The organism is Salinibacterium sp. VpJ6 (assembly GCF_059767345.1).
On the sequence record NZ_JBSOQL010000001.1, the window covers coordinates 1,124,376 to 1,137,734 of the forward strand.

13 protein-coding genes are annotated in these 13,359 nt (G+C 61.2%); 1 reads left to right on the plus strand and 12 read right to left on the minus strand.

The genetic code is table 11. The features are described from left to right. Positions 1-23 precede the first annotated feature (23 nt). The 10 genes from rpsS to hutH all read right to left on the minus strand — a co-directional run bounded on the left by rpsS (position 24) and on the right by hutH (position 8,941). Entirely contained in the window at positions 24-305 is a 282-nt protein-coding gene (gene rpsS / locus ACWTV1_RS05570) for a 30S ribosomal protein S19 (protein ID WP_009773127.1), read from the minus strand. 15 nt (positions 306-320) lie between these two features. Continuing rightward, positions 321-1,160, minus strand: coding sequence for a 50S ribosomal protein L2 (gene rplB, locus ACWTV1_RS05575; protein ID WP_100388193.1), 840 nt, complete (start codon positions 1,158-1,160; stop codon positions 321-323). Between the two features lie 17 nt (positions 1,161-1,177). Further along, positions 1,178-1,477, minus strand: coding sequence for a 50S ribosomal protein L23 (rplW, locus tag ACWTV1_RS05580; RefSeq protein ID WP_010203832.1), 300 nt, complete (start codon positions 1,475-1,477; stop codon positions 1,178-1,180). Further along, positions 1,474-2,133, minus strand: a complete 660-nt coding sequence (rplD, locus tag ACWTV1_RS05585; RefSeq protein ID WP_498504426.1) for a 50S ribosomal protein L4 — start codon at positions 2,131-2,133, stop codon at positions 1,474-1,476. Before rplD ends, rplW begins: the two co-directional genes overlap by 4 nt. 5 nt (positions 2,134-2,138) lie before the next feature. Next, entirely contained in the window at positions 2,139-2,789 is a 651-nt protein-coding gene (gene rplC, locus ACWTV1_RS05590; protein WP_100388191.1) for a 50S ribosomal protein L3, read from the minus strand. A 40-nt stretch (positions 2,790-2,829) separates the two neighbouring features. Next, complete coding sequence (gene rpsJ / locus ACWTV1_RS05595; RefSeq protein WP_100388190.1) at positions 2,830-3,138, minus strand: 30S ribosomal protein S10; 309 nt, start codon at positions 3,136-3,138, stop codon at positions 2,830-2,832. 503 nt (positions 3,139-3,641) lie between these two features. Beyond that, positions 3,642-4,883, minus strand: coding sequence for an imidazolonepropionase (hutI, locus tag ACWTV1_RS05600; RefSeq protein ID WP_498504427.1), 1,242 nt, complete (start codon positions 4,881-4,883; stop codon positions 3,642-3,644). After that, complete coding sequence (locus ACWTV1_RS05605) at positions 4,880-5,737, minus strand: arginase family protein (protein WP_498504428.1); 858 nt, start codon at positions 5,735-5,737, stop codon at positions 4,880-4,882. Before ACWTV1_RS05605 ends, hutI begins: the two co-directional genes overlap by 4 nt. Continuing rightward, positions 5,724-7,388 (minus strand): urocanate hydratase, encoded by a 1,665-nt coding sequence (hutU, locus tag ACWTV1_RS05610; RefSeq protein ID WP_498504429.1) that lies wholly within the window; start codon positions 7,386-7,388, stop codon positions 5,724-5,726. Before hutU ends, ACWTV1_RS05605 begins: the two co-directional genes overlap by 14 nt. An 8-nt stretch (positions 7,389-7,396) precedes the next feature. Then, entirely contained in the window at positions 7,397-8,941 is a 1,545-nt protein-coding gene (hutH, locus tag ACWTV1_RS05615) for a histidine ammonia-lyase (protein ID WP_498504430.1), read from the minus strand. A 49-nt stretch (positions 8,942-8,990) separates the two neighbouring features. On the opposite strand from hutH, the gene ACWTV1_RS05620 reads away from it, so the two are divergent. Further along, positions 8,991-9,788 carry an IclR family transcriptional regulator gene (locus ACWTV1_RS05620; protein WP_498505035.1) on the plus strand — a complete coding sequence of 266 codons (798 nt, stop codon included), beginning with the start codon at positions 8,991-8,993 and terminating at the stop codon, positions 9,786-9,788. Positions 9,789-9,898: 110 nt separating this feature from the next. Here ACWTV1_RS05620 and tuf read toward each other — a convergent pair whose 3' ends face one another. Further along, positions 9,899-11,092 (minus strand): elongation factor Tu, encoded by a 1,194-nt coding sequence (tuf, locus tag ACWTV1_RS05625; protein WP_498504431.1) that lies wholly within the window; start codon positions 11,090-11,092, stop codon positions 9,899-9,901. A gap of 109 nt (positions 11,093-11,201) precedes the next feature. Then, a complete protein-coding gene (gene fusA, locus ACWTV1_RS05630) occupies positions 11,202-13,316 on the minus strand; it encodes an elongation factor G (protein ID WP_498504432.1) in 2,115 nt (704 codons plus the stop codon). Positions 13,317-13,359 lie beyond the last annotated feature (43 nt).

Consider the following 13,359-nt stretch of genomic DNA (forward strand, 5'->3'; position numbering starts at 1 on the left):
TCTCTACCTCCTACACCACCGCGTTAGCGGCGGCGACCCTTCTTGTCATCCTTCACGTGTCCACGGAAGGTACGGGTGGGCGAGAACTCGCCGAGCTTGTGCCCAACCATGGTTTCGGTGATGAACACCGGAATGTGCTTGCGACCATCGTGCACCGCGATCGTGTGACCCAGCATTGCTGGAACGATCATTGAGCGGCGCGACCAGGTCTTGATTACGTTCTTGCTCTTGGCCTCATTCGCCTTGACAACCTTTTGTAGGAGGTGGTCGTCGACGAAGGGGCCCTTCTTCAGACTGCGTGGCATCTTCTGACTCTCCTACTACTTGCGCTTCTTGCCGACATTGCGGCGGCGAACGATGAGCTGGTCACTGGGCAGTTTGCGCTTACGAGTGCGGCCTTCTGCCTGGCCCCAAGGGGAAACGGGGTGACGTCCACCGGACGTCTTACCTTCTCCACCACCGTGAGGGTGGTCGACAGGGTTCATGGCAACACCACGGACGGTCGGGCGAACGCCCTTCCAGCGCATACGGCCGGCCTTACCCCAGTTGATGTTCGACTGCTCGGCGTTGCCGACCTCGCCGATCGTTGCACGGCAACGAACGTCAACGTTGCGGATTTCTCCGGAGGGCAAACGCAGCTGGGCGTAAGGGCCTTCCTTGGCAACGAGTCGAACCGAAGCTCCAGCGGAACGGGCCATCTTGGCGCCGCCACCGGGGCGAAGCTCAATCATGTGGATAACCGTACCGACGGGGATGTTCTTCATCGGGAGGTTGTTACCGGGCTTGATGTCAGCGCCGGCACCCGACTCAACAATGTCGCCCTGCTTGAGCTTGTTGGGAGCAACGATGTAGCGCTTGGTTCCATCAACGAAGTGAAGGAGAGCGATACGTGCGGTGCGGTTGGGGTCGTACTCGATCTCGGCAACGCGGGCGTTTACGCCGTCTTTGTCGCTGCGCTTGAAATCGATTACGCGGTACTGGCGCTTGTGGCCACCACCAACGTGACGGCTCGTGATGCGACCTGCGTTGTTGCGGCCACCAGTCTTGGGCAGAGGGCGCAGAAGCGACTTCTCTGGCGTCGAGCGGGTGATCTCAGCAAAGTCTGCAACCGAGGAACCACGGCGACCAGGCGTCGTGGGCTTGTACTTGCGAATAGCCATTAGTTTCTCCTTGGTCCTTAACCGACAGCGGTGAAGATGTCGATAGAACCGGACTTGAGCGTGACGATGGCGCGCTTGGTGTCCTTGCGCTTACCCATACCGAAACGAGTGCGACGGGTCTTGCCCGTGCGGTTCAACGTGTTGACCGAGTCGACCTTGACGCTGAAGATCTTCTCAATAGCGAGCTTGATCTCGGTCTTGTTCGCACGGGGGTCAACCTCGAAGGTGTACTTTCCCATGTCGATCAGGTTGTAGCTCTTCTCGGAAACCACGGGAGCGATGATGATGTCGCGTGGGTCCTTGTACGTGACGGTCATGCGCTGACCTCTTCCTTGTTCGAAGACTTGGTGTTGAAGGCAACGAACGCGTCGAAGGCGCCCTTGCTGAACACGATGTCGTCGCTGACGACGACGTCGTAGGCGTTGAGCTGGTCGTATGACAGAACGTGAACGCCGTCGAGGTTGCGAATGCTCTTCAAGCTGTTCGCATCTTCGCGCTGAAGCACGACGAGAACGTTCTTGCTTGGTGCGATGCTCGTGAGCAACGCGGAGACAGTCTTCGTCGAAGGCTTGTTGTCAACGGCCAGAGCGTCGATGACGTGAATACGCTCGCCGCGAGCCCGGTCGGACAACGTGCCGCGCAGTGCAGCAGCAATCATCTTCTTGGGGGTGCGCTGTGAGTAGTCACGCGGGTGTGGACCGTGAACGATGCCACCACCCTTCATCTGAGGAGCACGGATCGAGCCCTGACGAGCGCGACCGGTTCCCTTCTGCTTGAACGGCTTGCGACCAGCACCCGAAACTTCACCGCGGCGCAGGGTGTTGTGCGTACCCTGACGTGCAGCTGCACGCTGTGCAACTACAACCTGGTGGATGAGGGGAACGTTGGTCTGCACGTCGAAGATCTCGGCGGGAAGTTCGACAGAGTCAACCTTCTTACCCTTGGCGTCGATGACGTCGATGGAGGTAGCCATGTGTACTACGCCCCCTTCACTGCGTTGCGGACGAAGACGATACGGCCGCGAGCACCGGGAACAGCGCCCTTGATGAGCACGAGTCCCTTCTCGAGGTCGATCGAGTGGACGGCGAGGTTCATGACCGTTACACGGTCACCACCCATACGACCGGCCATGCGCATGCCCTTGAAGACACGGCTGGGGGTCGACGAGGCACCAATGGAACCAGGCTTGCGGTGGTTACGGTGTGCACCGTGGCTTGCAGATACACCCTTGAAGTTGTGACGCTTCATAACACCGGCGAAACCCTTACCCTTGCTCGTGCCGACGACGTCGACCTTCGAGCCGGGGGTGAAGATGTCGACTGCCAGCTCCTGGCCAACGGTGTACTCCGCGGCGTCGGGGGTGCGAATCTCGGTGAGGTGACGGCGAGGCGTTACACCTGCCTTGTCGAAGTGACCGGTAAGCGGCTTGTTGACCTTACGAGGGTCAATCTGGCCGTACGCGATCTGGACAGCGCTGTATCCATCAACCTCGGGGCTACGCAGCTGCGTAACAACATTCGGGGTGATTTCGACAACGGTCACGGGAACGAGCTTGTTGTTCTCGTCCCAAACCTGCGTCATGCCGAGCTTCTTGCCCAGCAGACCCTTGGTCGTCTTAGTTGTAGACATTATTTTCCTTATCGGCTCAGTCGCTCAATAACTGCGCGAGCTAAAGCTTGATCTCGATGTTGACGTCGGCCGGCAGGTCGAGACGCATAAGCGAATCCACAGCCTTGGGCGTCGGGTCGATGATGTCGATGAGCCGCTTGTGGGTGCGCTTTTCGAAGTGCTCGCGGCTGTCCTTGTACTTGTGAGGTGAGCGGATAACCGCAACCACGTTCTTCTCAGTGGGCAGCGGCACTGGGCCTACTACCGTGGCACCCGCGCGGGTAACCGTGTCAACGATCTTGCGTGCCGATGAGTCGATGACCTCGTGGTCGTACGACTTGAGTCGGATGCGGATCTTCTGTCCCGCCATGACTGGCTCTCTTCCCTTAGTACTGTTGAGGCACTGCGTGCACCTGGGCTGTTCGACGCCGAATGTTGCCACCCGAAGACGCTCAGCACTTCTGCTTTCGCACCACTATTTATCTGTCAAGTTCTTGCTGTCACTGCTTGTGATACCAACCCGCGAGGCCGCGAGGAGCACATGCTGGCGAGCCAGCACACGCGTCTCCCGCAGCAATAACTCTTTCGAGTGATTATTTGGGGAGTTGGTTAAGCTTGGTTCTTCTCCCCGCGGCCTAGCTGCTACACACTGTGTGATTCACGCTCTGCGTGACCCACACGTTGTGGAACTATGCACTGACTGGGAGTGATCCGCGCGCACATGGCGGCGAAATGTTGAACTAGAAGAGTCTGTCACATCCGGGCATTTGCTGCAACCCGGGCGTGTCGGATTTTCAGGCTACTTCTCGATGCCGAAAGTACGGCATCCAGATCAGTCTATTTCAGTACTCCTGGGTGCCGATATGACGGGGTTTAGCCGGCTCTCAGCCCCAGCGGCCGCACACGCTCATGAACGCCATCCAGAAAGACGCTGGAGACCAGCGGAACCCCTGGCCGGTACGCGAGATGACGGTAGTGCGGAGCATCCAGAATCTGGGCATGTGCTCGCGCGCCGACCCGCAAATGACCCACATCACCTCGCCGCAGCGAGCGCGCTCCCCCGAGGGTCGCTGCCGTCACCGCTTCGGCGGACGTCATTCCCATCTCGCGCACCGCCAGCGCGATGCAGAACGGGAGGGATGACGTGAAGCTGGAGCCGGGATTGCAGTCGCTCGCGAGCGCAACGGCGACGCCCGCGTCGAGCAGGCGCCGGGCATCCACGAACGGATGTTTGGTCGAGAACTCGACGCCGGGCAAGAGGCCGACGCTCGTAGTGCTGGCGGCGAGCGCGTCGACATCGTCGTCGGAGAGATAGGTGCAGTGGTCGACACTCGCAGCGTCGAGCTCGACCGCGAGCTGCACGGCACCGGACTCCCCCAATTGCGCTCCGTGCAGACGAGCACCCAAGCCGCGGGCCTGGCCGGCAGTGATGATGGCGCGCGTTTCGTCTTCGGTAAAGGCACCGTGGTCGCAGAACACATCGATCCAACGCGAGAACAGGGCGCAGGCTTCGAGCATCTCTCCCCTGACGAGCGAGACGTAGGCGGCGCGATCCTCGGCGTATTCGGCGGGCACGACGTGGGCGCCGAGGAAGGTTGTCTCGTCGGTGAGCGTAGAGGCAAGACGCAGCATCCGCGCCTCATCGTGAACGCTGAGGCCGTAGCCGCTCTTGATCTCGATCGTGGTCGTTCCTTGGCGGCGCATCTCTGCCACGAGCGCCGTGGCGTTGGCGAGCAGTTCGTCGTCGGTTGCCTCCCGCGAAAGCGCAACGGTGCGCCGGATGCCGCCCGCCTCATAGCGACGACCCGCCATGCGCGCTTCGAACTCCTCCGAGCGGTCGCCCGCGAAGAGAAGGTGGCTGTGGCTATCGACAAAACCTGGCAGCACGCAGCGGCCAGCGGCATCCACGTGATCGTCGGCAGCAGGGGCTTGCTCCGTCGGGCCCCACCACGCCACGCGGCCGCCGTCGAAAACAATGGCAGCATTCTCGATCTCTGGCTGCTCGTTGTCGTGAGTCAGGAGGAGCCCGATGTTCGTGATCACAGTGCTGGCATTCGCGGTGCTCGTGTTCACGGTGCTCGTATTTGCGGCGTTCGTGTTTGCGGCATTCGTCATCGCAGGGCCGCTCCGGAGATCGCTTCGAGAACGCAGAGGGCCACGAGGCGCACTGTGCGTTCGTCGGCGGCGTCGGCGGCGGCATCCACTTCAACAAGGTCAATCGAACAGACGGCCGGATGCGCGGCAGCAATCCGTGCGGCAGCGCGCAGGTCAATCGCCGCAATGCCACCCGGTACTGACGCGGGGCAAGCGGGAGTAACCGCGCGGTCGCAGACATCGACATCGAGATCGACGTGGATGGGGCCACCAGCGGCACCCGCAATCTTCAGAGCCTGCGCCATGACATCGTCCATCGACCGCGAGCGCAGTTCGTCGCGAGTGATGACGGTGATTCCGGCCTCACGGGCGCGCTCGGCGTAGGCCAGCGAGTTCGCCAGCGGCTCGATACCGATCTGCACCACGCGGTTGCCGTCGAGGCCTGCCTCGAGAAGTCGACGGACGGGCGAACCATTACTCGTTCCGTCGCGTAGGTCGTAGTGGGCATCGAGCGTGATGAGGCCAGCAGTGGCGATCTGTGATCCCCAGCGTCCGAGCGCGGTGGGTACCGTTGCGGCGTTATCGCCACCCAACGCGATAACAAGCTCGGCTCGCAGCTCAACGACCGCCTCGATCGCATCCGCTTCGTTCAAGTCAGGCTCGCGCACATTGCCGGCGTCGACGATCCGCAGATCGGACAGCGCGGCATAACGCCGCAGAGCCTCCCGCACCGCCTGAGGCGTAGTGTGCGCTTGAGTCGGAGAGAGCGACGTACGCGAAGTCGGCATGCCGATGAGTGCGACATCCGCCCACTCATCAGCAACCGGTGCGGCCCAGTCTCCCGCGCGCGGCCACAGCGGATCAGCGCTCAGCATTGTCGCCCTTCGTGAGTGGAGCCTCGTTCATAGGGATGCGAACGCCGAGATCATCAGCGACCGCGATGGCTTCATCGTAGCCAGCATCGACGTGACGGATCACTCCCATCCCGGGATCGTTCGTGAGAACGCGCTCAAGCTTCTGGGCAGCCAGCTCGGTTCCGTCAGCGACCGTCACCTGACCGGCGTGGATCGACCGGCCAATGCCAACACCGCCGCCGTGGTGAATAGACACCCACGTTGCTCCCGACGAGGTGTTGACCATCGCGTTGAGCAAGGGCCAGTCGGCAATCGCATCCGAACCATCTTTCATCGCCTCGGTCTCGCGGTACGGAGATGCCACCGAACCGCTATCGAGGTGATCGCGGCCGATCGCGAGTGGGGCAGCCAACTCCCCCGAGGCGACCATCTCGTTGAACTTAAGACCAGCCTTATCGCGTTCGCCATAGCCGAGCCAGCAGATGCGGGCGGGCAGACCTTGGAAGTGCACCCGCTCCCCTGCCAGCTTGATCCAGCGCGCGAGCGATTCGTTCTCGGGGAACAGCTCAAGAATCGCCTTGTCTGTCTTGTGGATGTCGCTGGCCTCGCCGCTGAGGGCGGCCCACCGGAACGGCCCCTTACCCTCCGCGAACAACGGACGGATGTAGGCCGGCACGAACCCCGGAAACGCAAACGCATCCGCGTATCCTGCTGCGCGTGCCTCGGTGCGGATGTTGTTGCCGTAGTCGAAGACCTCGGCACCCTGGCGCTGGAAGCCCACCATCGCTTCGACGTGGATCGCCATTGACTCGCGAGCGCGCTGGGCGAAGTCGGGGTGGCTACGGGCGCTCTCCCAGTCGCGGAAGTCAACGCCGAGCGGCAAGTACGCGAGGGGGTCGTGTGCGCTGGTCTGGTCGGTGACGATATCGATCGGGGCGCCCATCGCCAGCAACTCAGGCACGGCTGCAGCCGCGTTGGCAAGGACGCCGATCGACAACGCCTTCTTCGCATCGCGAGCCGCAACGGCGAGCTCGACAGCGTGCGCCAGCGACTTCGCCTCGACGTCGAGGTAACCGTGATCGATACGCCGAGTGATGCGGCTCTGATCAACATCGATGCAGATCGCAACACCGTCGTTCATGGTTACGGCGAGGGGCTGAGCCCCGCCCATGCCTCCGAGGCCGGCCGTGAGGGTGATGGTGCCCGCCAGAGTGCCACCGAATCGTTTCGCCGCGACCGCAGAGAAAGTTTCGTAGGTGCCTTGCAGTATGCCCTGCGTACCAATGTAGATCCACGATCCGGCCGTCATTTGGCCGTACATTGTGAGGCCCAACTGCTCGAGCCGACGGAACTCATCCCAGTTCGCCCAGTCACCCACGAGATTGGAGTTGGCGAGCAGCACGCGGGGCGCCCACTCGTGCGTCTGCATCACACCGACGGGCTTGCCCGACTGCACGAGCAGCGTCTCGTCGCCCTTGAGCGTCGTGAGCGAACGCACGATTGCATGGTAGCTGGGCCAGTCGCGGGCAGCCTTGCCCGTGCCGCCATAGACGACGAGATCTTCGGGATGCTCGGCAACCTCCGGGTCGAGGTTGTTCTGCAGCATCCGCAGAGCGCCCTCCTGCTGCCAGCCGAGAGTAGTGAGAGTGGAACCACGCTGTGCCTGAATCATGACTGCTCCTAGTGAAGTTCGGTGACGGAACGTGCTGCTGCAACAAGGGCACCCGACTGCACGAGTTCAACGCTCGCGGCAATGTCGGGGGCAAGGTAACGGTCGGGGCCTGCGCCGGGCACTCGCTCGCGCAGGGCGTCGATTACGGCGGCCGAAACCGGGGACGGCTTTTCGCCGCGCATCTCAATGCCGCGTGCGGAGGTCAACAGTTCGATCGCCAGAACGCGCGAGAGACCGTCGATGCTGCGACGCAGCTTGAGACCGGCACTCCAGCCCATCGAAACATGATCCTCTTGCATGGCGCTGGTCGGAATCGAGTCGACGGATGCCGGCGCCGCGAGCCGCTTCATCTCACTGACGATGCCTGCCTGGGTGTACTGCGCGATCATGTGACCTGAGTCGACCCCGGGATCCGCGGCGAGGAACGCGTTCAGCCCACCATTGCGGTTGCTGTCGAGGAAGCGGTCGGTGCGACGTTCGCTCATGCTTGCGACGTCGGCCGCCACAATCGCGAGGAAGTCGAGCGCATAGCCCACGGGCGCCCCGTGGAAGTTTCCGTTCGACTCCAAGCGCCCATCGAGGGTAACGACAGGATTATCGATTGCGCTCTGCAACTCGCGCTCGGCAACGCGTCTCGTGTGATCGACCGTGTCGCGAGCCGCCCCGTGAACCTGCGGAGCACAACGCAAGGAATAGGCATCCTGCACTCGGGTAAAACCATTGGTGGCGTGGGCCGCGATCGTTCCCGAATCGCGCAACACTGCGCGCATGTTACCGGCGGACACCTGCTGGCCGGGGTGCGGCCGGAGGGCGTGAAGATCTTCGGCGAAGACGCGATCTGTTCCGGCGAGACCCTCGACGCTGAGAGCCGCGGACAGGTCGGCGGCGGTGAGCAGCGCGCTCAGATCGGTGATGGCCATCGACAGCATGCCGAGCATCCCATCCGTGCCATTGATGAGCGCCAGGCCCTCCTTTTCGTGCAGCACGACCGGCTCAATTCCGGCAGCCTTGAGAGCAGCGGAGGCGGGCATCAACTCCCCAGCGACGCGCACGTCGCCTTCGCCCATGACCGCCAACGCGCAATGCGCCAGCGGAGCGAGGTCGCCCGAGCACCCGAGGCTGCCGTACTCCCCCACGATCGGAGTGATGTCGGCGTTAAGCAGTGCGGCATAGGTTTCGGCGACAACTGGGCGCACTCCGGTACGGCCGGTTGTCATCGTGGAGAGGCGTAAGAGCATGGTCGCCCGCACCACCTCAGCATCGATCTCGGCGCCAGAGCTGGCGGCATGGCTGCGCACCAGAGATCGCTGCAATTGCACACGCTGCTCGAGAGCGATGTGTTTCGTGGCGAGGGCACCGAAACCTGTCGACACCCCGTAGTGCGGCCGAACGTCGTTCGCGAGAGCCTTGATGACGGCGCGCGACGCCTCGATCTCGGCGATAGCTTCAGGCGTAATCGACACACGCGCACGGTGGCGCGCCACAGCCACGACCTCGGCGATGCTGACGGGGCCAACGCCAAGAGAAACAGTCTGCGGAGTTTCGGGATTCATGATCCCAGTGAACGCTGATCGCCCTTCTGCTGCGATAGTGATTCGCGATATGGTGTCTGAGATATCAGACAGGGGAAACGTGCCCAGCATTCCGGCAGCCCGCAACACTATGGCGGTGCTTCGCCATCTCGCATCTCGCAAAGGACCGGTGCCCGCCTCGGCGTTGGCCCGCGAGCTCGGACTGCCCCGATCATCCGTCTACCAACTACTCGCAGTCATGGTCGCTGAGGGCTTCGTTGTGCACTATCCCGAGGATCGAACCTACGGGCTCAGTGCCCTCGTCTCTGAGATTGGTACTTCGGCGCTGCGCAGCGAACGGCTCTCTGCTCTCGCCTCACCGCTGATGCGCAGTCTCGCTCGCGAAGCTCCCATCCCGGTCGTCGCTCACCTAGCGGTTTTGAGCGGCGCGGATGTCAGCTACGCGGCACGCGTGCAAGGAACCCGCGCTCCCACGACCGTCTCTGCGGTCGGTGTGCGCCTGCCCGCCCATCTCACCGCCACCGGCCGTGCCATGCTCGCGCGGCTCACCGCGCCTCAAGTCCGCGCTCTGTATCCGACTCGGGCATCTCTGACGCGCCGGCAAACCGCTGGGCCCCAAACGCTGGCCGAACTTGACCGGATGCTGGATTCCGCCCGCGCACGGGGCTGGGCGAGCGAGATCGGCGACGTTACCGCCGATTACTCCTCGGTGGGTGCCGCGGCGCTCGACCGCAACGACTACCCCACAGCGGCGATCGGCCTGACCTTCCGCACGGATGCGGTGGGCGAGCACTGGGATGAGCTCGGCGCCGCGACGGTGGCTGCTGCTCGCGCCCTCACCGGCAGGCTCACCGGACGGTCGAGCTGACCTGACTGCTGAACCGCAGGCGGCGACTGCAGGGCGGGAGCGAAAGTGATCGTTAAACGACAAAGGGCCGAGCCTTTCGGCCCGACCCTCGTCGTAATTAGTTACTGAGCTTACGCCAGAACCTTGGTTACCTTACCGGCACCTACGGTACGTCCACCCTCACGGATGGCGAAGCCGAGGCCCTCTTCCATGGCGATGGGCTGAATAAGCTCAACGGTCATGTCAGTGGTGTCGCCAGGCATAACCATCTCGGTGCCCTCAGGCAACGTGATGACGCCGGTGACGTCGGTGGTACGGAAGTAGAACTGCGGACGGTAGTTCGCGTAGAACGGGTTGTGACGCCCACCCTCATCCTTGGAAAGGATGTATGCGGTTCCCTCGAAGTTCGTGTGAGGAGTAACGGAACCAGGCTTAACAACAACCTGTCCACGCTCTACATCTTCACGCTTGGTTCCACGAAGAAGCAGACCACAGTTCTCGCCAGCCCATGCTTCGTCGAGCTGCTTGTGGAACATCTCGATACCAGTGACCGTGGTCTTCTGGGTCGGACGGATTCCAACAATCTCAACGTCAGAGTTGATCGTGAGCGTTCCACGCTCGGCGCGGCCGGTAACAACGGTTCCACGACCAGTGATCGTGAAGACGTCCTCAACGGGCATCAAGAACGGCTTGTCCTTGTCGCGTACGGGGTCCGGAATGTTCTCGTCAACTGCATCCATGAGGTCCAGAATCGACTGAACCCACTTCTCGTCGCCTTCGAGAGCCTTGAGGCCCGAAACGCGAACGACAGGTGCGTTGTCGCCGTCGAAGCCCTGGCTGCCCAGGAGTTCGCGAACCTCGAGCTCAACGAGCTCAAGGATCTCTTCGTCGTCAACCATGTCGGACTTGTTGAGTGCTACGAGCAGGTAAGGAACACCAACCTGCTTCGCGAGCAGAACGTGCTCGCGAGTCTGAGCCATCGGGCCGTCGGTCGCTGCAACCACGAGGATTGCACCGTCCATCTGAGCAGCACCGGTGATCATGTTCTTGATGTAGTCAGCGTGACCGGGAGCGTCTACGTGTGCGTAGTGGCGCTTGGTCGTCTCGTACTCAACGTGCGAGATGTTGATGGTAATTCCGCGCTGACGCTCTTCCGGAGCCGAGTCAATCGACGAGAAGTCACGCTGGACGTTGGTTGCCGAAGGGAACTTGTCTGCAAGTACCTTCGAGATCGCTGCCGTGAGCGTGGTCTTTCCGTGGTCAACGTGACCGATGGTTCCGATGTTTACGTGCGGCTTGGTCCGCTCGAACTTGGCCTTAGCCACTGTGGGTCCTCCTCAGGACTCGGTTGCTTCGCATCCGACGACTTATCACTGCCGAATGTTCTGCAAGTTGGTGTGTATCTATGTTAGTTGCGCGCTGGTAGTGCGGCGATTACTCGCCCTTGTTCTTTGCAACAATCTCGTCAGCTACCGCGCGGGGAACCTCAGAGTAACTGTCGAACGTCATCGAGTACACCGCGCGACCCGAAGTCTTGGACCTCAAGTCACCGACATAGCCGAACATTTCCGACAGCGGTACGTGGGCGCGAACGACCTTTACGCCGGTCGCGTCCTCCATGGACTGGATCTGTCCGCGGCGACTGTTAAGGTCACCGATGACATCTCCCATGTACTCCTCGGGAGTACGAACCTCGACCGCCATGAGCGGCTCGAGGAGAACTGGGTCAGCCTTGCGAGCTGCTTCCTTGAATGCCATGGTTCCCGCGATCTTGAACGCCATTTCTGACGAGTCAACATCGTGAGCAGCGCCATCGAGGATGATTCCTCGGACGCCGACCATCGGGAATCCTGCGAGGATTCCGACGTTCATCGAGGCCTGGAAACCCTGATCGATCGAGCCAATGTATTCGCGAGGAATACGGCCACCGGTGACCTTATTTACGAATTCGTAAATGTTGTCGCCTTCAACCTCCATGGGCTCAAGCGAGATCTGGACCTTAGCGAACTGTCCCGAACCACCGGTCTGCTTCTTGTGGGTGTAGTCGTGCTTGTCCACAACGCGTCGGATGGTCTCGCGGTACGCAACCTGCGGCTTACCAACGTTGGCTTCAACGTTGAATTCGCGCTTCATGCGGTCGACGAGGATGTCGAGGTGAAGTTCACCCATTCCCTTGATAACCGTCTGGCCAGTTTCCTGGTTCTGTTCGGTACGGAACGTGGGGTCTTCTTCAGCGAGCTTCTGGATGGCAACACCAAGCTTTTCTTGGTCAGCCTTCGTCTTCGGCTCGATCGCTACCTCAATAACGGGCTCAGGGAACGTCATCGACTCGAGAACGACCTGGTCGTTCGGGTCACACAGCGTGTCACCAGTCGTGGTGTCCTTGAGGCCGATGACGGCGTAGATGTGTCCAGCGGTGACGCTGTCGACAGGGATCTCCTTGTTAGCAGCCATCTGGAAGATCTTTCCGATGCGCTCCTTCTTGCCCTTAGTGGAGTTAGCGACAGCTCCACCAGAGTCAAGGTGTCCCGAGTACACGCGAATGTACGTGAGGCGACCGAAGAAGGGGTGCACTGCAACCTTGAACGCGAGAGCCGAGAACGGCTCGTTGGCGTCGGGCTTGCGGATGATGATCTTCTCTTCATCGCGCGGGTCTGTTGCTTCCATGGGAGGCACGTCAACCGGCGAGGGAAGGTAGTCGATAACAGCATCAAGCATCGGCTGAACGCCACGGTTCTTGAATGCAGAACCACAGAGAACGGGGTAGATCTCGCTGTTGACGGTGAGCTTACGGATGGCAGCCTTGATCTCTGCAACCGTGATCTCTTCGCCACCGAAGTAACGCTCCATGATGGCGTCGTCAGTCTCAGCAACAACTTCGAGGAGAGCGGTGCGGTATTCCGCAGCCTTTTCCTTGAGGTCTTCGGGGATCTCTTCGATGGCGTACTTAGCACCCATCTGAACGTCACCCTTGGAGTCTCCACGCCACGTGAGTGCGCGCATCTCGACGAGGTCTACGACACCCTCGAACTCTGACTCGAGTCCGATCGGGAGCTGAAGAACCAACGGACGAGCGCCGAGGCGGTTAACGATGGTGTCTACCGTGTAGTAGAAGTCCGCGCCCATCTTGTCCATCTTGTTGACGAAGCAGATGCGGGGGACGTCGTACTTGTCAGCCTGGCGCCAGACAGTCTCTGACTGCGGCTCCACACCCTCTTTACCGTCGAACACAGCGACAGCACCGTCGAGAACGCGGAGCGAACGCTCCACCTCAACCGTGAAGTCAACGTGGCCTGGGGTGTCGATGATGTTGATCTGGTTTTTGTTCCAGTAACACGTAACAGCAGCGGACGTGATCGTGATGCCACGCTCCTGCTCCTGCTCCATCCAGTCAGTAGTCGACGCACCATCGTGAGTTTCACCAATTTTGTGGTTCACACCCGTGTAGAACAGGATGCGCTCAGTCGTAGTGGTCTTGCCGGCATCGATGTGAGCCATGATGCCAATGTTGCGGACCTTAGTCAGGTCGGTGAGCACGTCCTGTGCCACAGGTTCCTCCGAAGTATGTTGGTGAAGCGAGAATCTCAATAGT

What these genes read in the sequence shown, in the direction of transcription:
- rpsS (WP_009773127.1), bottom strand. Translation starts at nt 305, where the DNA reads ATGCCACGCAGTCTGAAGAAGGGCCCCTTCGTCGACGACCACCTCCTA.
- rplB (WP_100388193.1), bottom strand. Translation starts at nt 1,160, where the DNA reads ATGGCTATTCGCAAGTACAAGCCCACGACGCCTGGTCGCCGTGGTTCC.
- rplW (WP_010203832.1), bottom strand. Translation starts at nt 1,477, where the DNA reads ATGACCGTCACGTACAAGGACCCACGCGACATCATCATCGCTCCCGTG.
- rplD (WP_498504426.1), bottom strand. Translation starts at nt 2,133, where the DNA reads ATGGCTACCTCCATCGACGTCATCGACGCCAAGGGTAAGAAGGTTGAC.
- rplC (WP_100388191.1), bottom strand. Translation starts at nt 2,789, where the DNA reads ATGTCTACAACTAAGACGACCAAGGGTCTGCTGGGCAAGAAGCTCGGC.
- rpsJ (WP_100388190.1), bottom strand. Translation starts at nt 3,138, where the DNA reads ATGGCGGGACAGAAGATCCGCATCCGACTCAAGTCGTACGACCACGAG.
- hutI (WP_498504427.1), bottom strand. Translation starts at nt 4,883, where the DNA reads ATGACGAATGCCGCAAACACGAACGCCGCAAATACGAGCACCGTGAAC.
- ACWTV1_RS05605 (WP_498504428.1), bottom strand. Translation starts at nt 5,737, where the DNA reads ATGCTGAGCGCTGATCCGCTGTGGCCGCGCGCGGGAGACTGGGCCGCA.
- hutU (WP_498504429.1), bottom strand. Translation starts at nt 7,388, where the DNA reads ATGATTCAGGCACAGCGTGGTTCCACTCTCACTACTCTCGGCTGGCAG.
- hutH (WP_498504430.1), bottom strand. Translation starts at nt 8,941, where the DNA reads ATGAATCCCGAAACTCCGCAGACTGTTTCTCTTGGCGTTGGCCCCGTC.
- ACWTV1_RS05620 (WP_498505035.1), top strand. Translation starts at nt 8,991, where the DNA reads ATGGTGTCTGAGATATCAGACAGGGGAAACGTGCCCAGCATTCCGGCA.